General features: G+C 69.2%; 20 protein-coding genes. 4 read left to right on the top strand and 16 right to left on the bottom strand.

All coding sequences use genetic code 11. The features are described 5' to 3' along the window. Nucleotides 1-18 precede the first annotated feature (18 nt). Entirely contained in the window at nucleotides 19-465 is a 447-nt protein-coding gene (locus EWV39_RS04825; RefSeq protein WP_129657183.1) for a MarR family winged helix-turn-helix transcriptional regulator, read from the bottom strand. Nucleotides 466-619: 154 nt separating this feature from the next. On the opposite strand from EWV39_RS04825, the gene EWV39_RS04820 reads away from it, so the two are divergent. Both EWV39_RS04820 and EWV39_RS04815 read left to right on the top strand, forming a co-directional pair. Continuing rightward, entirely contained in the window at nucleotides 620-1828 is a 1209-nt protein-coding gene (locus tag EWV39_RS04820; RefSeq protein ID WP_129657181.1) for an MFS transporter, read from the top strand. A gap of 94 nt (nucleotides 1829-1922) precedes the next feature. After that, entirely contained in the window at nucleotides 1923-2750 is an 828-nt protein-coding gene (locus tag EWV39_RS04815; protein ID WP_129657179.1) for an aldo/keto reductase, read from the top strand. A gap of 236 nt (nucleotides 2751-2986) precedes the next feature. Here EWV39_RS04815 and EWV39_RS04810 read toward each other — a convergent pair whose 3' ends face one another. Beyond that, nucleotides 2987-4672, bottom strand: coding sequence for an exonuclease domain-containing protein (locus tag EWV39_RS04810; RefSeq protein WP_165313145.1), 1686 nt, complete (start codon nucleotides 4670-4672; stop codon nucleotides 2987-2989). A gap of 584 nt (nucleotides 4673-5256) precedes the next feature. Here EWV39_RS04810 and EWV39_RS04805 point away from each other — a divergent pair. Beyond that, nucleotides 5257-6105 (top strand): HAD-IIA family hydrolase, encoded by an 849-nt coding sequence (locus tag EWV39_RS04805; protein WP_129657175.1) that lies wholly within the window; start codon nucleotides 5257-5259, stop codon nucleotides 6103-6105. Nucleotides 6106-6135: 30 nt separating this feature from the next. Here EWV39_RS04805 and EWV39_RS04800 read toward each other — a convergent pair whose 3' ends face one another. After that, nucleotides 6136-6450 (bottom strand): hypothetical protein, encoded by a 315-nt coding sequence (locus tag EWV39_RS04800; protein WP_129657173.1) that lies wholly within the window; start codon nucleotides 6448-6450, stop codon nucleotides 6136-6138. A gap of 381 nt (nucleotides 6451-6831) precedes the next feature. Next, nucleotides 6832-7779, bottom strand: coding sequence for an NAD-dependent epimerase/dehydratase family protein (locus EWV39_RS04795; RefSeq protein WP_165313143.1), 948 nt, complete (start codon nucleotides 7777-7779; stop codon nucleotides 6832-6834). Nucleotides 7780-7904: 125 nt separating this feature from the next. Here EWV39_RS04795 and EWV39_RS04790 point away from each other — a divergent pair, with 125 nt between their 5' ends. After that, nucleotides 7905-8612, top strand: coding sequence for a TetR/AcrR family transcriptional regulator (locus tag EWV39_RS04790; RefSeq protein ID WP_129657169.1), 708 nt, complete (start codon nucleotides 7905-7907; stop codon nucleotides 8610-8612). Between the two features lie 308 nt (nucleotides 8613-8920). Here the strand turns inward: EWV39_RS04790 and EWV39_RS04785 are convergent, their stop codons facing one another. The 12 genes from EWV39_RS04785 to EWV39_RS04730 form a co-directional block, all read right to left on the bottom strand. Beyond that, on the bottom strand, nucleotides 8921-10165 hold the full coding sequence (locus EWV39_RS04785) for a heparan-alpha-glucosaminide N-acetyltransferase domain-containing protein (protein ID WP_129657167.1): 1245 nt from the start codon (nucleotides 10163-10165) through the stop codon (nucleotides 8921-8923). Nucleotides 10166-10588: 423 nt separating this feature from the next. Further along, entirely contained in the window at nucleotides 10589-11941 is a 1353-nt protein-coding gene (gene dnaB, locus EWV39_RS04780) for a replicative DNA helicase (RefSeq protein ID WP_129657165.1), read from the bottom strand. Nucleotides 11942-12365: 424 nt separating this feature from the next. Then, a complete protein-coding gene (locus EWV39_RS04775; RefSeq protein WP_129657163.1) occupies nucleotides 12366-12740 on the bottom strand; it encodes a hypothetical protein in 375 nt (124 codons plus the stop codon). 113 nt (nucleotides 12741-12853) lie between these two features. Beyond that, complete coding sequence (gene rplI / locus EWV39_RS04770; RefSeq protein WP_129657161.1) at nucleotides 12854-13303, bottom strand: 50S ribosomal protein L9; 450 nt, start codon at nucleotides 13301-13303, stop codon at nucleotides 12854-12856. 21 nt (nucleotides 13304-13324) lie between these two features. Then, nucleotides 13325-13561 (bottom strand): 30S ribosomal protein S18, encoded by a 237-nt coding sequence (gene rpsR / locus EWV39_RS04765; RefSeq protein WP_129657159.1) that lies wholly within the window; start codon nucleotides 13559-13561, stop codon nucleotides 13325-13327. An 87-nt stretch (nucleotides 13562-13648) separates the two neighbouring features. Beyond that, nucleotides 13649-14263 carry a single-stranded DNA-binding protein gene (locus tag EWV39_RS04760; protein ID WP_129657157.1) on the bottom strand — a complete coding sequence of 205 codons (615 nt, stop codon included), beginning with the start codon at nucleotides 14261-14263 and terminating at the stop codon, nucleotides 13649-13651. Between the two features lie 86 nt (nucleotides 14264-14349). Then, a complete protein-coding gene (rpsF, locus tag EWV39_RS04755) occupies nucleotides 14350-14649 on the bottom strand; it encodes a 30S ribosomal protein S6 (RefSeq protein ID WP_129657155.1) in 300 nt (99 codons plus the stop codon). A 190-nt stretch (nucleotides 14650-14839) separates the two neighbouring features. Beyond that, nucleotides 14840-15202, bottom strand: coding sequence for a TM2 domain-containing protein (locus EWV39_RS04750; RefSeq protein ID WP_129657153.1), 363 nt, complete (start codon nucleotides 15200-15202; stop codon nucleotides 14840-14842). Next, a complete protein-coding gene (locus tag EWV39_RS04745; RefSeq protein ID WP_129657151.1) occupies nucleotides 15199-16464 on the bottom strand; it encodes a hypothetical protein in 1266 nt (421 codons plus the stop codon). The genes EWV39_RS04750 and EWV39_RS04745 overlap by 4 nt, the downstream gene beginning before the upstream one ends. Nucleotides 16465-16589: 125 nt before the next feature. Beyond that, entirely contained in the window at nucleotides 16590-17510 is a 921-nt protein-coding gene (locus EWV39_RS04740) for an ABC-2 transporter permease (RefSeq protein WP_165313141.1), read from the bottom strand. Nucleotides 17511-17513: 3 nt separating this feature from the next. Further along, entirely contained in the window at nucleotides 17514-18605 is a 1092-nt protein-coding gene (locus EWV39_RS04735) for an ABC transporter ATP-binding protein (RefSeq protein ID WP_129657147.1), read from the bottom strand. A gap of 148 nt (nucleotides 18606-18753) precedes the next feature. Further along, nucleotides 18754-20289 carry a hypothetical protein gene (locus tag EWV39_RS04730; RefSeq protein WP_129657145.1) on the bottom strand — a complete coding sequence of 512 codons (1536 nt, stop codon included), beginning with the start codon at nucleotides 20287-20289 and terminating at the stop codon, nucleotides 18754-18756. Between the last annotated feature and the right edge of the window lie 26 nt (nucleotides 20290-20315).

Raw genomic sequence — 20315 nt, 5'->3', positions numbered from 1 at the left:
CCGAGTGCACCCGCGCGCTCAGCCGGGGACGTCCGCGTGCAGCGCCTCCACCAGGGAGGCGAGCTCGGGGAGCTCGCACGCTTCCGCCAGCGTCTGCTCGAGCACGCCGTCGTGCGTCGGGCGGGCCGCGGCGAGCAGCTCCTGGCCGGCGGGGGTGAGCTCGGTGTAGATGCCGCGGCGGTCGTCGTCACACAGGATGCGCGTGAGCAGGCCGCGGTCCTCCAGGCGGGTCACCAGCCGCGTCGTCGCGCTGCTGGACAGGGCGGCGGCCCGGGCCAGCTGGCGCATCCTCATGTGCCAGCCGTCCTGACGGCTCAGGGCGTCGAGCACCGTGAACTCCACCACGGAGAGCCGGTGCTCGCGCTGAAGGGCCCGCTCCAGCTCGGTCTCGATCATGCCGTGCAGGGCCGCGAGCGTCCGCCAGCCCCTGGCCCTGATCTCGACGGCGTCATCGGCGATTCCCATCCGGCACCTCCTCAAGGTCTGTGTCCCTCCAGGATACCTCACTTGCGCAGATAGAGCGCGTGTGCAAACATCTTATTCATTGCACATGCAACTAGTGTATACGCCTGATATTGCAGGTGCATCATCCTCTCATATTCTCGACCAGGAGAAGCTCATGCCTATCGCACTGCTCGCGCTCGCCCTCGGCGGGTTCGGCATCGGACTGACGGAATTCGTCATCATGGGGCTGCTGCCCGAGGTGGCCGCCGACTTCGGCGTCACCGAGGCCCAGGCGGGCCATCTGATCTCCGGCTACGCACTCGCCGTCGCGGTCGGCGCGATCGCGCTGACGGTCGCCATGACCCGGATGAACCGCAAGAGGGCGCTGATGGCGCTGATGGTGCTGTTCATCGCCGGCAACCTCCTCTCCGCCCTGGCGCCGACCTACTCGGCCATGATGACCGGGCGCATCGTGGCCGCCCTGTGCCACGGGGCGTTCTTCGGCATCGGCGCGGTGGTCGCGGCGGGCCTGGTTCCCGCGCACCGGAAGGCCGCGGCGATCTCACTGATGTTCGCGGGCCTGACCACGGCCAACGTGCTGGGCGTGCCGCTGGGCACCTTCCTCGGGCAGGCGGCCGGCTGGCGCTCCACGTTCTGGGCCATCACGGTCATCGGCGTGCTCGCCCTGATCGGCATCGCGCTGGCGATCCCCTCCGCCTCCCGCCGCGAGTCGGCGGGCCACGTGCTGGGCGAGTTCGCGATCTTCCGCTCGGGCCAGGTCTGGGCCTCGATGGCCATCACGATCCTCGGCTACGGCGGCATGTTCGGCGCGTTCAGCTACATCGCGTTCACCCTGACCGGCGTCTCGGGATTCTCCGCCGGGACGGTCCCGTGGCTGCTCGTGCTCTTCGGCGTCGGGCTGTTCGCGGGGAACATCCTCGGCGGGCGCTTCGCGGACAGGAGCCTCGGCATGACGCTGCTGGTCCTGCTCATCGGCCTCGTCGTCATCCTCGCGGTGTTCGCGCTGGTCGCGGAGAGCCGGGTCGCCACCGTCATCGTGCTGCCGCTGATGGGTGCCTTCGGCTTCGCGACCGTGCCGGGCCTGCAGATGCGCATCATGGACCACGCGGAGGCCGCGCCGACCCTCGCCTCGGGCGCCAACATCGCGGCGTTCAACATCGGCAACGCCTTCGGCGCCTGGATCGGCGGCCTGACGATCGCCGCCGGCCTCGGCTACACCTCGCCGCTGTGGGCTGGGGCGGCGGTCACCGTGGTCGGGCTCGCCGTGCTGATCGCGGCAGGACTGTCCCGCGGCGGGGAGCTGCGGCGCACGACGCCGGCAGGTCAGGATCCGGCCCCGCTCGCGAGCGCGGACGCCCGCTGACCCGGCGGGACGAGGCTGGGCGCGCCCCGGCCGTCCCACGTCCCACGTCCCACGTCCCACGTCCCACGTCCCACGTCCCACGAAGGAGCATCCCATGGATCCCGCATCCGTCCCCACCATCACCCTCAACGACTCGACCGAGATACCGCAGCTGGGCTTCGGCGTCTTCCAGGTCCCCGACGAGGAGACCACCCGCGCCGTCAACAGCGCCTTGGAAGCCGGCTACCGCAGCATCGACACGGCGGCCGTCTACGGCAACGAGGCCGGCGTCGGCCGGGCGCTCGCCTCCTCGGGCCTCGCCCGCGAGGACCTGTTCGTCACCACCAAGCTCTGGGTCGCCGACCTCGCCGACCCGGCCCGCGCCCTGCACACCAGCCTCGACCGCCTGGGCCTGGACCAGGTGGACCTCTACCTGATCCACTGGCCGGCCCCGGCCACGGAGGCCTACCTCGAGACCTGGGAGGCGCTGGAGCGGCTCCGCCAGGAGGGTCTCACCCGCTCGATCGGCGTCTCGAACTTCCTGCCCGAGCACCTGGACCGGATCGCCTCGCTCGGCGGCACGATCCCTGCGGTGAACCAGGTGGAGCTGCACCCGGCGCTGCAGAACCGCCAGACGCAGACCGCCGATGCCCGGCTCGGCATCGCCACCGAGGCGTGGAGTCCGCTGGCCCAAGGCGCGGTCCTGGCCGACGACGCCGTCCGGGCGGCCGCCGCGGCCCACGGCGTCGAGCCCGCCCAGGCCGTCCTGCGGTGGCACCTGCAGCAGGGGCGGATCGTGATCCCCAAGTCCGTGACGCCCGCCCGGATCGCCTCCAACCTGGACGTCTTCGGCTTCGACCTCACCTCCGAGGAGCTCGACGCCATCGACGCCCTGGATCGCGACGGCCGCACCGGCCCGCACCCGGCGGAGTTCAACGGCTGATTTCGGCAGAGTGCGCGGAGGGGCTCCCCACCAGCGTCGCCACAGAAATCATGAAGAGCTGCGCACTACTAGTGGTTTTCGGAGCTATCGTTCCGGAAATCTGAGGTCCCGGTCTCTAGCTGAGGCGGGAGCTGCTCAGGTTTCCGGAACGAAACCTCCGAATCTCCCTAGCGACGCACAACATACAGCGCCACCTCACTCAGCCAGAGGAAGCCACCGCAGCGGGCGTCCCCAGGTCAGCCTTCGGCAGCACCCGTCCTCGTGCCTTCCCGACCCGTCACCACCGCGCGTCGACGCCTGTCCCGAAACCAGATGAGATACATACCGAGCCAGCACAGCACAGCGAATACCGCGGTGACGAAGAGCGAGAGGACGATGACCCCCAGCGTCACCACCGTCTCCGGAGGATCCGTGATCAGACCGAAGATGATGAGCACAAGGTAGAGGATCCCGAACAGAGCCGAGGGGACCAGCACGATCCATCCGAAGATCCGGCGAAGCAGACGGGAGGCACCGCCACCAGGCTCGGCGGGGTTGTGGACAGTGCGGGCTTCGGAGCCTTCTCTGATGGCCGCCCCCTCAAGAGGCCGTTGACCCCCTTCTGATACGACTGACACCGTCGGCTCGGAGAACTCACTCGTTCTCGGCGAGGCCTCGGGGGCCGGCGTCGTCATGCGAATGGTCCCGGCGGGGGACTGGGGAGACTCGCTCGGCCCCGCCGGGTCGGGGCTCTCGACGGCAAGGTACGCTGGGGCAGAATCATCGAGTTGCTCGGTGCCTACCTTGTCCCCCAGCAGACCGGGACTCTCGAGAACCTGCCGCTCGTCAGCTCGGGGCTCCTCTTCCAGGCTGAGAACCCCGCTCTCCGCGATCCTCTCCGGCAGCATGAGATCCCCGCTCTCCGGGCGCACCTCCCGCGACGCGGGAGAAGCGGGGGTCGGCAACGCGACCGAAGCGACGCTCCCGACATCCTCCTGAGGGCGCTGAGGACTCCAGTCGAGGCACTCCTCGAATTCCAGTCGACCGATGAAGCGGATCGGCTTGCCCCGCTGCTGATACTCGTGGCCCTTCTTCTCCTTGGCGGAGCCGGACGCAGGATCGTAGCCTTCCGTCAGATCGGCGTGATCTGCCGCCACCAGAAGGGTGGTCTTGAGGGTCACGCTCTTCTGTGGCGTCCCGCCCGCGGCGGCGATCGCCTCGAAGAGCTCCCAGCGCGTCATGCCGGGAACGTCACCGGTGACGGCGACCATCTGACCGTGCAGAGGGTGTTCCGGATCGGCCTCGGGAGACGGCTGAGGCAGTTCGGAGACCTTGGCCTTCGCGGCCTTGTCGAACCAGCGGGCCGATGGCCCTCGGCCGGTGGAGACTCGGGGCGCAGGCCACAGGTCGTCAACGTGCGTCGCATCCACCAGGCGGGCGATGCCCATCGTCACCAGCGCGCAGGCCTGGGCGTCCGCCGCGGCGTCATGGTGCATGAACCGGGGCAGACGCAGATGCTCCGCCACCGTCGGCAGCTTGTGATTGGGCAGATCCAGATACTCGCGGGAGATCTTGAGGGTGTCCTCCCAGCGCCATGAGGGGGTTTCGACGCCGGTCATCCGGCAGGCGGCCTCGAAGACCCCTCGGTCGAACGCGGCGTTGTGGGCGATGAGCGGCAGGCCTGCGCACAGCTTCTCCAGGCGCTCCACGGATTCAGCCCACTCGATGCCGGCTTTGAGGACGTCCTTGGGCTTGATGCCGTGGATGCCGATGTTCTCGGGGTCGAACGAGGTCAGGCCCGTCGGAGGCCGCACGTACCAGGACTGGATCGAGGCCATCTCACCACCGAGGACCTTGACCACTCCGACCTGACAGACCGACGCCTTGTCGGCGTTGGCGGTTTCGAAGTCGATGGCAACAAAATCAAGAGGGGGCGACGCCAAGGGAACAGCTCTTCTCATACGGGGATCACCCACATAATATCCGGTCATTCGGAGAGGCGATGACACCGGCAGCGAGGATGGCTGACGCCCCTCAGCCCCGTGGAGCCTCTCCGCGTCCTCATCACCGGGGCGCACCGATGTCCGCCTTTTCCGGGCCCCGACGCATCGGACCACACAAGCCGCATCGCCCCTTCTCCCTATGCCGGGTCACCGCTCGAGCCCGATAGTCCCGGCGAGGCTGCGAAACAGCACCAGCGGAGAAACAATCGATGATCTGCGCATTACTAACGGATTTCGGAGCCATCCTGCCGAAAACTCGACCTCCCCGTGCCTCGTTGGACAAGGACCACTCAGATTTTCGGAACGAAACCTCCGAATATCCCTAGTTAAGGACATGATGCGGTTCTCTCTCGCTCAGATGCGTCTGTCCGTCTTCCACCCCCGCTCCTATCAAACCCGCTCTCCAAGGACCCTCACCTCGGTTGCGGCTTCCCCATAGCGGGACGGGAATCCGCGGAGCCACTACAGTGATTAACCAAGGGCAGGCCCCCGCCGCGCCGAACTCGACCCTGGAGGCGGATTCGATGGATCGCAGTCACATCACCAGCTGGCTCACCGACATGGACGGCGTGCTCGTCCAGGAGAACAAGGCCCTCCCCGGGGCCGCCGACCTCCTGCACCAGTGGCGCCGCGAGGACGCGCCCTACCTGGTCCTCACCAACAACTCGATCTTCACCGCCCGCGACCTCTCCGCCCGGCTGCGGGCCTCGGGCCTCGTGGTTCCCGAGGAGCGGATCTGGACGTCCGCCCTGGCCACCGCGGACTTCCTGGCCAAGCAGATGCCGGGTGGCTCCGTGTTCGTGATCGGCGAGGCGGGCATGACCACCGCCCTGCACGAGGCCGGCTTCATCATGACCGAGACCGACCCGGACTACGTCGTCGTCGGCGAGACGCGGAACTACTCGTTCGACGCGATCACCAAGGCCATCCGCCTCATCCTCGACGGCTCCCGCTTCATCGCCACCAACCCGGACGCGACCGGCCCCAGCGCGGACGGCGTCCTGCCCGCCACCGGCGCGATCACCGCGCTGATCACCAAGGCCACCGGGCGGGTGCCCTACGTGGTCGGCAAGCCGAATCCCATGATGTTCCGCTCCGCCCTCAACCGGATCGGCGCCCACTCGGAGACGACGGCGATGATCGGCGATCGGATGGACACCGACGTCGTCGCCGGCATCGAGGCGGGGCTGCACACGATCCTGACGCTCACCGGCATCTCGGACGAGACCGAGATCAAGCGGTACCCGTTCCGGCCCACCGAGGTGATCTCGGGGGTCCACGAGTTGGTGCACGAGCGGGACGCCGGCCGGGAGGCTCCTGCAGAGGAGCCTGCGGCCTCCGCGGAAGCGGATCCCTCCGCGCCTTCCGCCTGAGGTCTCGGGCGGAGGGCCTCGGGCCTGGGGTCAATCCGGCATGAGCTCCCGATTGCTCCTGAAGACCGAGGCCCACCACTCGCCCGAGCGCTCGGCGAGCGCGAAGCCGATCATCCCGTCGGTGATGTCCACGGGCTCCATACGACGGTACGCGATGCCCCTGCCGGCCTGCCCCGTCTCGCCGAGGAGCTCTGACGGAAGGTGCGCCCATCGTCCCTCGAAAGCTCGGATGAGGCCTTCGCCGAGATACATCTGATATTCCTCGAAGACATCCGTTGCCATGCCATTAGCATGCGCGAAGCCTTTGAGGAATTCGGCCTCGGCAGCACGCAGCGACTCATCCATCCACGGATCCTCGAGATCGATCCCCGGGATCCTCGCAGTCATCTGCTCCTCGATGAAACGCGAGCTGCGATGTTCCCAGGCCTCCCTCCCGCGACTCATCACAGAGCGGCGGCAGTGGTCGATCTGAGCATTCTTCTCATCGTTCCCCCCAGGTCATCGCCTGATAGCCGCCCCAGCCGTTCAGGACCATGTGAGGTGATGATATCCGTCTTCCCTGAGGAGAAATCAATGATACTTTCGCATACTGTGAGGGGGGATATCCTGACCGGGGTTTACACAACCCCTCCGATACTTAAGACTCAGGGCGGGAGCCGGTCCCCTTCACGGACGGGCTGACCAGAGTTCCCTTCATCGGCCGATGTCGCCCCCTCGAACAACCCCTCAGCGGCCCCGCAGCTCACCGCCGACATCTCCCTCGTCGCACTCCTCGCGCACGACCGCATCCCACGGCGTCGGCGTCATGCCGTACTCACGCGCGAGGCGTCCCGGGCGCAGCACACTGGGGTGCCGCCACAGGTACGACTGGCGCCCCAGCTCCCGCATCATCGGCGAGAAGAGGCCGCCCACGGTGAAGACCCGGCGGGGGATCCGGCGGACCCTCGCCCTCCGGCGGCCGGAGACGCGCGCGGCGTCCGCGGCCATTCGCCGCTGGCTCAGCGGGCCCCCGCTCGGGGCCATCAGCACCGCGCTCCCTCCGGGCGCCAGGGCCTCGCACCTCTGGGCCGCCACGACCATCGCGGCGCTGAGATCGGGGATGTAGGTGAAGCTGCGCGGGGCGTCCGGATCGCCCATGACCCAGGCCGTGCGTCCTCGGCGCGCCGGCCCCAGCACCATCATCTTGTAGACGGAGGTCTGCGGGTTCGCGGTGGGACCGAGGAGGTCCGCGGCCACCACGGAGAGCGTGCGAGCCGGATGCGCCTCGCGCGCGGCCAGCAGACGCCTGCGCACCTCGCCGAGGGGCGAGGCCGGCTCCCAGGCGGCGTCCTCGCTCAGGTCGCGGGCACCCTCGCCGAAGGCGTAGACGGACTCCGGGAAGACCACGGGGATCCCGAGCTCTGCCGCCATGTCCATGACGGCCCGCTCCCGGCCGGGCAGGTCGCGCTCCCACGCTTCGGCGTCGTAGGAGGTGTGGACGCAGTGGAAGACGGCGCTCGCCCCGGCCGCAGCCGTCCGCAGCAGGTCCCGGTCCGCCGCATCCCCGCTCACCGTCCGGGCGCCGGGCACCGCGCCCTCCCCGCGACGCAGCACGACGACGTCGTGCCCCTCCGCGCCCAGATCCGCGACGAGCTGCCGCCCGATCTGCCCCGCTCCCGTGACGAGATACTTCATGACCCTCTCCATTCTGTGAGCAGTGCTCTCTATAAGTCGCTCCCAGCCTAGGATGACTGGCGAGACTTTTCAAGAGCACTGCTCTCCAAATTCCCTCGGACACTCTCTCCTGGCAGACTGTTCCCATGACAAAGGTCCGCAGATCCCATGCCGAGGCTCGCGAGGAGATGCGCCGCGGCATCATCCGGGCGGGCAGGGCCCAGCTCGCCGACCGGGGGGCCGCGGGGCTCTCGGTGCGGGAGATCGCCCGTCAGCTGGGGGTGGCGTCCTCGGCGATATACCGCCACGTCTCCACCCGGGACGAGCTCCTGACCCTCCTGGTGGTGGACGCCTACGAGGACCTCGCGGAATCGGTGCTCTCAGACCCCGCCACGGACCCCGTGAACCCCGCGGAGGCCTTCCCCGCCGTGGCGCGGGCGATGCGCTCGTGGGCCGTCGGGCATCCGGAGCGCTGGTCCCTCATCTACGGCACGCCGGTCCCCGGCTACGTCGCCCCCGCCCAGCGGACCACCGGGCCGGGGACCCGGGTGATGGCGCGATTCGTCGAGATACTCGGGCACGATCGCACGCCCGAGGAGGAGACGAGCTCCCTCAGCCCCGCCTATCGGGAGGAGCTGGCCGAGGGGATGCGCGACCTCGACGTGCAGGCCCCGACTGGCGCCGCGGCCGACGCCGTCGAGGTGTGGCTCTCCCTCATCGGCGTGATCAACGCCGAGGTCTTCGGTTATCTGGGGGCCGACCTCGCACGGCACGGCGAAGAGATCTTGGAGCGCTGGGTGAGGACGACCGCCCGGCGTCTGGACCTCGAGGGGGCCACGGAGGCGGAGGCCTGATCCTTCTGCGGCGTCAGTCCTTCATCTTCCGGAGAAGGCCACGGCGCTGTCATGTTCAGCCTCCTTGCCCTGGCCTGGCCTGGCCTGGCCTGGCCTGGCCTGGCCGCGATCGTAGCCACAGCCCCTGAACACACCAAACGACCCCGCTCGGAGCTCAACACTCCGGCGGGGCCGTTCGGGTTCTCAATCACTCGCACCTTTGAGGTAGTTCCTACTGTAGGGATCCGCCCTGCGCACGAACTGTGGCAGACCCTTCAGAACACCCAGCGATTCCTGGGGTTTCGCTGGGACGCCCGGCGCCCGGCATCTCATCCCTCGCGCATCTCGCCGGGTCCACCGTGGCGCCGCGTGCGCCCCATGACCACGCGCCGGGTGCCCGTGACCGCCGCGCCGATCCCCCGCTCCAGCGGTCCCTTCCCCAGCCACCTCTGCCAGACGAGGGCGAAGGCGACGGCCACCCCGATCTGGATGAGGAACCACAGGTAGGGCAGCTCGTAGTGCACCTCGGCGGAGAGGGCCAGCAGGTGCGCGGTGTAGAGCGTCAGCGTCATGGCCCCCATCGCGCTCAGGGGCCTCAGCCACTCCGCGATCCTGTTGCCCACCAGCAGGAAGGCGCCCAGCGCCGCGAGCGATATGCCCAGGCTCGAGGCGATCGCGAGCGGCATCTCGGTGTGGGGCGTGGCGATCGCGTACCACCACGCGGAGTTGGTCGGGATGAAGTCCGGGCCCCAGATCAGCGCGTCCCGCAGCTGTCCCCGGCCGAAGGGACTGGTCAGGTACAGCTGCTCGAAGCCGCCCATGCCGTAGAGCAGGATATGGGATCCGAGCCGGGCGAGGAGCGCGATGACCACGCCCGCCACCAGGATCCGGACCTGGTTGGTGGTCTCGCGCAGGTTCAGACGCCCCAGCCCCAGGCCGGCGAGCACGAAGACCAGGTACGCCAGGGCGGGGTAGGTCCCCGTCAGCAGGAGCTGGGAGAGCGTGGCGGCCGGCGCCTCGAAGACGTCGGAGAACGTCGGGTTGTAGACGGTCCAGTCCGGGAGCTCCTCCCGGAGGCTCTGCATCAGCACGGGCACGGCGACGCAGAGGATGCCGGCCCAGACGAAGAGCGTCAGGGGCCTCGCCTTCAGGAACGGGATGGCCAGCAGGAAGAACGCGCCGTAGTAGACCAGGATGCTGTAGGCCGGCGGGTCGGCCGGCATGACCGCGCTGACGCAGAGGCCGAGGAGGGCGATCAGCACCGCGCGCACCGCCAGCCCCACGCGGTCGGCCAGCATGCGCCGCCCCTTGTGCGGGCGGCGGCCGCCGGACATCAGGGCGAGCCCGACGCCGGCCAGCAGCGCGAACAGCGCCGCCGCGTTCCCGGAGAACAGCAGCCACGTCACCGTGGGCCGGCCGGTCTGGTCGCTCCACGAGGGGAGGATGTGGATGGCGACCATCCCGATCAGGGCCAGACCGCGGGCGGCGTCGATCCCCACGAGACGGTGGGATCTGGCAGGAGCGAGCGGAGCCTTTCCCGTCGCCTCTTCCTCCGTCGATGGCTTCTCACTCATCGGCTTCTTCTCCGTCGGTCTCTGGACCCGGGGGTCAGGTGATGGCCGGGTCCGCGGGCCCGGACGCGAGCCGCGGCCTCGCCCTGAACGCCGTGCGGCGCCTCGGGACGCTCGGCCGCCCTTTCTCGCTGAGAACTCTCCTGCCATTCAGTCAGATGCGGGTGGGTCTCCCGTATGGAGAACCTATGTTTCTCCTTTGTACGCCTTTCGGGGGACGGCGTCTGCCCCTTTCCTCCGATGGGAGTCGATGGGCTTCGGCTGCTTCGAGGACGAAGGCGGATCCATGCGCTGCGCCGGGCCTCCGCAGCCTGCAGATCTGGGCCGGCGGAGGACGGCGCATGCCCGGGCCGCACCGCGGGGCTGCCCGGGATCACTCCGGGGAAAGACGAACGTCCCAGCGGAGGCCTCCGCCCCGGCGCTCGCCTAGAACCCGCCGTCGCTCGCCATGTTCGCGAACCGAGAGTAGTGCCCCTGGAACGCCACCGTGATCGTCTTGGTGGGTCCGTTGCGGTGCTTGGCCACGATCACGTCGGCCTCGCCGGCGCGCGGTGACTCCTTGTCGTAGATGTCCTCGCGGTGCAGCAGGATGACCATGTCCGCGTCCTGCTCGATCGAGCCGGACTCGCGCAGGTCCGAGACCATCGGCTTCTTGTCCGTGCGCTGCTCGGAACCTCGGTTCAGCTGCGAGAGCGCGATGACAGGGACGTCGAGCTCCTTGGCCAGCAGTTTCAGCGAGCGCGAGAACTCCGAGACCTCCTGCTGACGCGACTCCACGCGCTTGCCCGAGGACATCAGCTGCAGGTAGTCCAGCACCACGAGCTGCAGGTTGTTCTTCTGCTTCAGCCGCCGGCACTTCGCGCGGATCTCCATCATCGACATGTTCGGCGAGTCGTCGATGAACAGGGGCGACTTGTCCATCCGGCCCATCACCTCGGCGATCTTGGACCACTGGCTGTCCTCCAGGGAGCCGCGGCGCAGGTCGGAGAGGTTCAGCGAGGCCTCGGCGGAGAGCAGGCGCATGGCGATCTCGTTGCGGGACATCTCGAGCGAGAAGATCACGCTGGCCTTGTTGTGGTGGATCGACGCCGAGCGGGCGATGTCCAGCGCGAGCGTCGACTTGCCGACCGCGGGGCGGGCGGCGACGACGATCATCTGGCCGCCCATCAGCCCGTGCGTGAGCTCGTCGAGCTCGTAGAAGCCGGTGGGCACGCCCTGCATGCCGTCGGTCTTGTCGCCGTTGGCCTCGATCTCCTCGACCGTCTCGCCGATGACCTCCTTGAGGACGACGTAGTCCTCGGCGGTGCGCCGCTCGGCCACCTGGTAGACCTCGGCCTGGGCCTCGTTGACGACGTCGTCGACCTCGCCGTCCTGGGAGTAGCCCAGCTGCACGATCTTGGTGCCGGCCTCGACGAGGCGACGCAGCACCGCCCGCTCGCGGACGATCTCCGCGTAGAAGCCGGCGTTGGCGGCCGTGGGCACCGAGGAGATGAGCGAGTGGAGGTACGCCGCGCCGCCGATGCGGCTCAGCTCGCCGCGCTTGGTCAGCTCGTCGGCGACCGTGATCGCGTCCGCGGGCTCGCCCTTGCCGTAGAGGTCCACGATGGCCTCGTAGATGGACTCGTGGGCGGGCTTGTAGAAGTCGACGCCGCGCAGGGCCTCGACGACGTCGGCGATCGCGTCCTTGGACAGCATCATCCCGCCGAGGACCGACTGCTCGGCCACGTTGTCCTGGGGCGGGGTGCGCCCGCGGTCCTGCTCCTGAACGATCTCAGACACGGCTGGAACTCCTCATTATCGACTGCGACGCGTCCGCCGGCAGCCGCACCGATCATCTCTTGTGGATAACTTGTGCAACACGCCCGTGCCGGTTGTGCACACTATGGGGATTAACCTGTGGAAAACTTCCCCCGTTGTTCCACAGATATGCTTTGACTAGGCGAAACTGCAATCCACATCTGTGCACAGCTCCGCCTGATCTCGGGTCCGGGAAGGTCTCCGGGCCCTCTCTCCAATCTATCCCACCCCGTCGGTCCGGCATGGGTCGAGGGATGCGACGAGCCCGGCCTGCCTCGTCCGGTCCGGCTCTGACACCGGCGCCCAGGCGTCCAAACTGCAGGACCTCCGAGCCTCCGAGCCTCCGAGCCTCCGAGCCTCCGAGCCTCCGAGCCTCCGAGCCTCCGAGCCAGGATCACCCCTCCGGTCAGGTGAGCACCGAGACCGCCAGTCCCAGCAGCACCATCGGGTTGGTGAGCACCGAGACGATCAGCAGCAGCAGGTTCACGATCTTGCGCCGGCGGTACTTGAACAGCCCGAACAGCGCGAGGAAGCTCGCCAGCGCCGAGGCGATCACCGAGACGATCATGCAGACGAGGAAGAACGCCAGCACGGCCTCGTTGCTGCCCGTGTTCCCGCCGAGGAAGCCGAGGGCCAGCAACACCACCGAGGCGACCCACAACCCCAGGGCGAGCACCAGCAGGCGGGTGCTGGGCAGCCAGGGCGCGCGGCGTCGTCGGGGGGCTTCCGTCTCCTCGTCCCACTCGGGTTCCCAGGTGTTGGCTTCTCGTCTCTGCGGCATGCTCATCATCCTGTCACGCGTTCCTCACAGGGACATGAAAGCGGCGCCCGGCCCCTGCTCCGAGGCAGGGGGCCGGGCGCCGCTGTCCAAGCGTCCCGAGGGAGTCGCGCAGCCTAGGCGGCGACGACGTCCAGCTCGACGCTCGCGACGACGTCCTCGTGCAGACGGACGGCGACCACGTGGCGGCCGGTCCGCTTGATGTTGGACTCGATGGTCACGGAGCGCTTGTCGACGGAGCCCAGGCCGGCCGCCTCGATCGCCTCGGCGACGGTGGCGGGCTTGACGGTGCCGAACAGGCGGCCCTCTGCCCCGGCGTGCACCGGGACGGAGACGACGGCGGCGGAGAGCTTCTCAGCCTGCGCCTGGGCGTCCTCGAGGTTGGCCTGCGCACGGGCGACCCGAGCCTGACGGATCGACTCGACCTGACGCTCGCCGCCCTTGCTCCACACCGTGGCGAAGCCGCGGGGCAGGAGGTAGTTGCGGGCGTAGCCGTTCTTGACCTCGACCACGTCGCCAGCGAAACCGAGTCCGCTGACTTCCTGAGTCAGAATGATCTTTGCCATGTTCTTCTACTCTCCTTCTCTTTAGCGGCCAGCGCCGGAGTAGGGCAGCAGGGCGACCTCGCGGGCGTTCTTGATCGCCTGGGCGATCTTGCGCTGTTCCTGAACGGTCACGCCGGTGACGCGACGCGCACGGATCTTGCCGCGGTCGGAGATGAACTTGCGCAGGAGAGCGACGTCCTTGTAGTCGATCTCGGTGACTTCAGCAGCCTTCAGGGGGTTCTGCTTTGGTTTGGGCTTACGGATGTCAGCCTTAGCCATCGTGGTGCTCCTTCATGGATATGGAGCCCGCGGTCTTGACACCGCGGGATGGGTGAATGGGAGTGGGGTTGAGCGTCGCGCCCCGGCTTAGAACGGCGGTTCGTCGTCCTGGCCAGCGCTCCAGTCGTAGTTGCCTCCGCCGGAGTTCTGGCCCCAGGGGTCCGCCGCGGGCGCCGCCTGCTGGCCGCCTCCGCGATTGGGGTCGCCCCCCTGGTTGAAGCCGTTTCCGCCGTAGCCATTGCCGCCGCCCTGGTTTCCACCAAAGCCGCCCTGGCCACCGCCGGGGTTGCCTCCACCGAAGCCGCCCTGGCCGCCACCGAAGTTGCCCCCTCCGGAGCGCTGGTTGCGGTTGACGGTGGCGGTGGCGAAGCGGAGCGAGGGGCCGATCTCGTCGACGTCCAGCTCCATGGAGGTGCGGCGCTCGCCCTCCTTGGTCTCATACGACCGAGCCTTGAGCCGGCCCTGGGCGACCACTCGCTGCCCCTTGGTCAGGGACTCCGCGACGTTCTCCGCGGCCTCGCGCCAGATCGAGCAGCGCAGGAACAGGGCCTCCTGGTCCTTCCACTCGCCGGACTGGCGGTCGTAGGTGCGGGGGGTCGAGGCGATCGTGAAGTTCGCAACCGCGGCACCCGAGGGGGTGAAGCGCAGTTCAGGGTCGGCGGTGAGGTTGCCGACAACCGTGATGATGGTTTCTCCGGCCATCATGACCTCCTTCAGTCGTATGGGTGATGCTTCCAGTCAAGCACCGGATCCGGCGGCGCGCGCCGATTCCGGGCGGGATGTGGAAACTAGGAGATCTTCTGCTCTTCCGGGCGGATGATCTTGGTGCGCATGATGGACTCGTTCAGGCTCAGAACGCGGTCCAGCTCCTTGGCGACGTCGGGCTCCGAGGAGAAGGTGACGACGGCGTAGATGCCCTCGGTCTTCTTCTGGATCTCGTAGGCGAGCCGACGGCGGCCCCAGATGTCGATGTTCTCCACCGTGCCGTTGCCCTTGCGGACGACGTCGAGGAACTTGTTGAGGGTCGGCTCGACGGCGCGGTCTTCAACCTCGGGGTTGATGATGGCCATGAGTTCGTAATCACGCATGTTTGAACCCACCTCCTTTGGTCTCTGGCGGCTACGGTCTTTCCGTAGCAGGAGGTTCGCATGTGCGTTGCGTGCCCTCGGCTCTTACGAGCCGAGACGGCACAGACTCTCCCCAGGGTACAGCACCGGGCCTCTCCGGCCCAGGCGCCTGGGACGCAGCTCACGACGCCGGCGGCCCGGCCGGCCGCGGTCAGTACGCCCGGCGGGTCATCCGCGCGTTGAGGCTGCCGACCCGCAGTGGGATCGCGACGATGTCGATCAGCAGGAGCAGCGCCAGGATGCCGAAGAAGAGGTAGCCGATGAAGATCGCCGCGAGCAGCCACCCCAGCCCGTGCAGGATGAGGTAGAAGACGAACTGGAACGGCTGGGCCAGGTACAGCTTGTGGATGCCGAAGACGCCCAGGAAGAGCCAGAGGAGGTAGGCGACCAGCATCGACTTGGGCCGGATGTAGACGGGGCGCGCGTAGGCCCCCGGATCCGTGGCGGCCGGCCGGCTCCGGCGGCTGCCGTCGAAGTAGCGCGGCGTGTAGTGCTCTGGTTCCTCGTAGCTCATGATTCGTCTCCGCTGCGGTCCATCAGGGGCGCCTGCGAGTCCTGCACGCTCGGCAGCCCTGCCGTGATGTGTGCTGTTCTCCCGTCCGAGACTACCCGCGCATCGATCGGGAAGCTCAGGGTTTCACTACGGGCCTGACCGCCGACGTCGTACGTCAGCTCCATCCGCGCCGGGGCGTGCCGGCTGGCCACCCAGGTCCGCCCCGTGGGGTCGCCCTCGGAGTCCTGCATCAGTGATAGGGCGGGGCGGCCCAGCAGCCGCCACTGCACGTTCTCCATGTCCTCCCGCTCGACCTCCCCCCGCTCGAGCGCCGTGCTGCCGGGGCAGCCCGCGGGATCGGGGGAGGTCGAGGCCTCGCAGGTGGCCAACCACTCCTGGATCCTCTCGTCGACCTCGGACCACATCCGCGGGGAGGGGCGCAGCGGGAGGTCGACGCGGTGGGCGGCGTCGTCGCGCATCCCGACGCCGGTCACGGGGGGCTCCGTGCGCAGCGAGTAGTACGGCAGGCCGGTCGCGTCGTAGCGGTAGTCCCCGGGCAGGGCCGGGAAGCGCCAGTGGACGGCGACCTCCCGCGGGCCCTCGGGCTCCACCCCCGGCGCGGCCGGGACCCGCCCGAGCGAGGCCTGGAGGGCCCCGTGCGGGAAGCCCGGCTCCGGGGAGCGCTCCAGCACGCCGTACCCGCTCTCGGAGAGGCCCGTCTCGCCGTGGCGGAGGTTGGCGACGACGCCGTTCACCCCCATGACAGGGACCATCACGTTGGAGCTCACCTCGATCGTGCCGTAGCGGGGGCCCTCCACCTCCCACGAGTCGTAGAAGGGGCCGGGCCGGTCGATCCGGCGCACCGGCAGGGTCTGCGCCGTCGTTCCCTCCGAGGTCTTGACCAGCGCGGTCACGTTCCTGCGGTCCTTCTGCCCGGCGCCGTCGATGCCCACCAGCGTGAACGCCTCGACCCGCCCGGAGGCGCCGGCGTAGGCGGCGTCGGAGAGGTAGCTCATCGCCGGCTCGCCGTAGGCCCCCTTGCCGATCCCGCTGAGGTACCGCCCGTCCCGCAGCTCGGCGAGGTAGTTCTCCACCGCCTGCTCGGGCGTGTGGTTCACCAGGAAGGTGTTGCCGATCGCGGCGACCAGCGCCGCGATGACCACGAGGGAGAACGCCGTCCAGACCAGGCGGCGCCGCACCGACCTGACCTCGCCGCGGGTGAGCAGCCCCAGCCGCACCCGGCGCGCGGCCTCGCGCGGCGACCTAAGGACCTGGGGCGTCATGGGCGGTGGACCTTTCCGGAGGGGGCTCGGCGCCGGGACTGCCGGGGAGTCACGACGCCGGGCGGATGCGCGCGAGGGCCCTCCCACAGGGAGGGCCCTCGCGTGCTGCGAGCTCTAGGGAGAGGTTACTTCGGATCGCGGGAGGTGAAGCTGAACAGCCCCGCCACCAGCGGCACGCCGCACCACACCGCGTACCAGAGTCCCGCTTCCACGTAGCCGGGAGCGTCCCCCTCGGTGGCCGTCTGCGTCGCGTCGGACGGCTCGACCGGGTTGCCGAGGATGCCCGCCAGCGACTGCGGCAGGTACTGCGTGAAGTCCTTGGCCCAGTCCCAGGGCAGCATCGAGAAGATGATGGCCGTGACGAACAGGAGCACCACGAGGATCACGATGGCGCCCGCATTGTTCCGCACCAGGGCGCCGAGCCCCATGCCCATCCAGGCGGTGAGGACGAAGATCACGACGACGCCCAGGATGTTGAACCACACGTCCTCGCGCCAGAGGCTGAAGGTCAGGTCCTCCTGGGACAGGATCGGCTGGGCCACCAGCCACGCGCCGAGCACGGAGATCACCGCGATCACGGCGGAGTAGACGCCGATGACGATAGCCTTGGCGATATATACCTCGGCGCGCTTAGGCGCGGCGGTGAAGGTCGAGGTGATCGACCGGGTGCCGAACTCCGAGGCGATGACGACGACGGCCAGCGCCCCCAGGATGAGGTAGGCCAGGGTCACGCCCGCGGCGGGTGACTGGAGGGCGAAGTCCATCGGGTCCGGCATCGCCGCCATCTCCCCGCCGAGCTGGGGGTCGCTCTCCATCTGCTGCTGGATGTCCTCGTTGAAGCCCACCTGGACCACCGCCACATAGGCGAAGAGGGCGCCCAGGCCGATCATGGCCACCACGGTGACGATCACCAGCACCCAGCTGGACACCAGGGTGCGGAACTTCAGGAACTCCGAGCGCAGCACGCCCAGGAAGGTCAGGCGGTAGGACGGGCGGGCACCGGAGGGGGCCGCCGGGTTGGCGGGGGTCGCTGTCTGGGTGCTCATCATCTACTTCTCCTCCTGGTTCCAGGGGGTCTGCTGCGAGGAGTGGGCGGGGGTGTAGTCGGCGTCGTCTCCCGCGGCGGGGGCGGCGGGGACGCTCCCCGTGGAGGCGGGGGCGTCCACCGGAGCGTCCGCGGCGTGCGCGCCCTGCCCGGCGTCGGTGTCCGGGGCCGGCTGGTGCGGAGCGAGGCCGGCGGCCGGGTCGGCGGAGCGGTACTCCACCGAGTCCTGGGTCATCGCCATGTAGACCTGCTCCAGCGAGGCGTGCTGGGGGCTGATCTCGTAGAGGAGGACGCCCTCGGCCTGCGCGCGCTCGGCGACCTGGCGGCCGTTGCCGTGGACCATGAGGCCGCCGTCGTGCGGATCCACCCGCAGGCCCTCGCGCTGGAGGACGCCGGCGAAGGCGTCGGCCTCGTCGGTGCGGACCAGCACGCGCTCGTCGCCGGCCTGGTTGAGGAACTCCTCGAGCGGCTGGTCGGCCAGGATCCTCCCCTGGCCGATGACGATCAGGTGGTCGGCCGTCTGCGCCATCTCCGACATGAGGTGGGAGGAGAGGAAGACGGTCTTGCCCTCGGAGGCGAGGAAGCGGGCCATCTGGCGGACCCAGATGACGCCCTCGGGATCCAGGCCGTTGACCGGCTCGTCCAGGATGACCACGGAGGGGTCCCCGAGGATCGCGGAGGCGATGCCCAGCCGCTGGCCCATGCCGAGGGAGTAGCCGCCGACCTTCTTCTTGGCGGCGGAGGAGAGGCCGGTGATGTCGATGACCTCGTCCACGCGGCTCTTGGGGAGGCCGTGCGTCGCCGCCATCGCCCGGAGGTGGTTCGCCCCGGTGCGACGCGGGTGCACGGCCTTGGCCTCCAGGAGGGAGCCGACGGTGGTCAGCGGGGAGGCAAGCTTGCGGTACGGTTTGCCCTCCACCAGGGCGGTGCCCGAGGTGGGGCGCTCCAGGCCGAGGATCATGCGCATGGTGGTGGACTTCCCCGCGCCGTTGGGGCCCAGGAAGCCCGTCACCTGTCCGGGCTGAACGGTGAAGCTGATGTCGTCCACCGCTCTTTTGGCACCGTAGGTCTTGGTGAGGCCCGAGACCTCGATCATGGTGTCTCCTTCCCTTCCCGGCGAACCGGGCTGACGTCTTCTCCCCAACCCTATAAGCCGATCCCCCGAGAACGTCGGGTTCTCGGGGGATCGTGCACGATTTCATACCGGGGTATGAGGAAGGGGTGGAGGCAGCTCTACCTCGGCCTCAGCCGTCCGCCTCCACGGACCCGCGGGCCTGCGCGCCCTCCGCCTCCGCGCGCCGGCGCCGGCGCGTCAGCCGCGGCGCCACGAAGCGGGCGAGGAGCTCGACGACGAAGCCCCATCCCAGCATGCAGGCCGGGGTCAGCCACGCCGGGGAGATCCCGTAGAAGCCCTGCATCACGAAGCCGCTGTCGGAGAAGCGCAGGGTCCCGAGCCACATCAGCAGCAGGCCGAGCAGGAGGAAGGCCAGCGGCATCGCGAACCACGAGGTCGGCGCCGCGGGCCGGGGCCGGCGCCGCGACCAGGCGAGGGAGAGCCACAGCAGACCCACCCCGATGGGGATCCAGACCAGCATGAGCCAGAAGTCGGCGTACTGCTGGACGGGGGCGGACCAGATGAAGGCAGTGTCCCGCTGGTAGCCCAGCTGCGCCGTCGTCTGCGCGGTGATGCCGGAGAGGTGGCCCAGGGCCATGATCTCCACGACCGCGACGAGGCCGAAGAAGAGGGTGCCGAGCCCCGCCGCCGGCGAGCCCTGCACGAAGGCGACGACGCTCAGCACGATCAGGGAGACCAGGGCGACGCCGCCCGCGTAGATCCCCGTCAGCCGCGCCGCGGTGCCCAGGCCGGGCGCCAGGGCGCGGACGGTCTCGCCGACGAGTCCCCGCCCGGGGGCCGCGACGGAGCTGCGCGCCCAGCCGGAGACGAGCGTGCCGCCGATCAGGGGGAGCAGCACCATCTGGGGGCTCATGGCGTCGAACCAGAACTCCAGGGAGAGGACGTAGACCGTGATCGAGCCCCTGCCCGCCAGGACGAGGGTGAGGGCCACGGTGAGCGCCGCCAGGATGAGCCCGGCGATCAGGGAGGTCAGCCAGAGGCGCGTCCCTCCCACCCGGGCGCCGCCGCGCCGCAGCTGCCGGCGAGCGTGCATCCGAGAGGCGTAGAACAGGACCACGAAGCCCACCAGGGTGATGAGCAGGGGGAAGGCGTGCAGCGAGGCCGTGATCGTGGCGCTCTGCCCCATCGCGTTCTGGAGGAGCTGGAGGGACAGGGTGCCGCCCATCGCCATCGCGACCAGCTGGAAGAGCAGCGCGACGAACGGATAGGCACCGAACTGGTCGGTGATCATGGACAGGCCCTGACCCGCGAGCGTCCCCGAGGCGTCCCCGGACTCGTCGCGCATCATCACCACGAGGATCACCGAGATGAGCGCCGCGGCCACCAGCATGGAGGCGTAGGCGACGACGGCGGTCAGGCCCGCCCCCAGCCAGTCGCCGACGGTGGTGCGCTGCGGCCTCCGGGACGGGGCCTCGGCGGGCTCCTCCGGCGCCGCGTTGGCGACCGGGATGGACGCCCCGGCAGCGGAGGAGCCGGGCGACGTTCCCCATGGGGTCCCGGTCTCCCGGGGCTCCGACGCGGCGGGGCCGTCGGAGGGAGAGCCCGCGCCCGGTCCCCCGGGGGCCCGGGCGCTGCCCGGTTCGGGCGAGCCGCCCGATGCGTTCCCCGGCGTGCGGGCGTCTTGGTTGTCTCCGGTATCGGACACGCGTACCTCATCGTGGACGGGAATAC

Origin of the sequence: Rothia halotolerans, assembly GCF_004136635.1 — a bacterium.
Classification (GTDB): Bacteria; Actinomycetota; Actinomycetes; order Actinomycetales; family Micrococcaceae; genus Rothia; species Rothia halotolerans.
The sequence above is the reverse complement of the archived record's forward strand: the minus strand, read 5'-3'. Positions and strand labels throughout refer to the sequence as shown.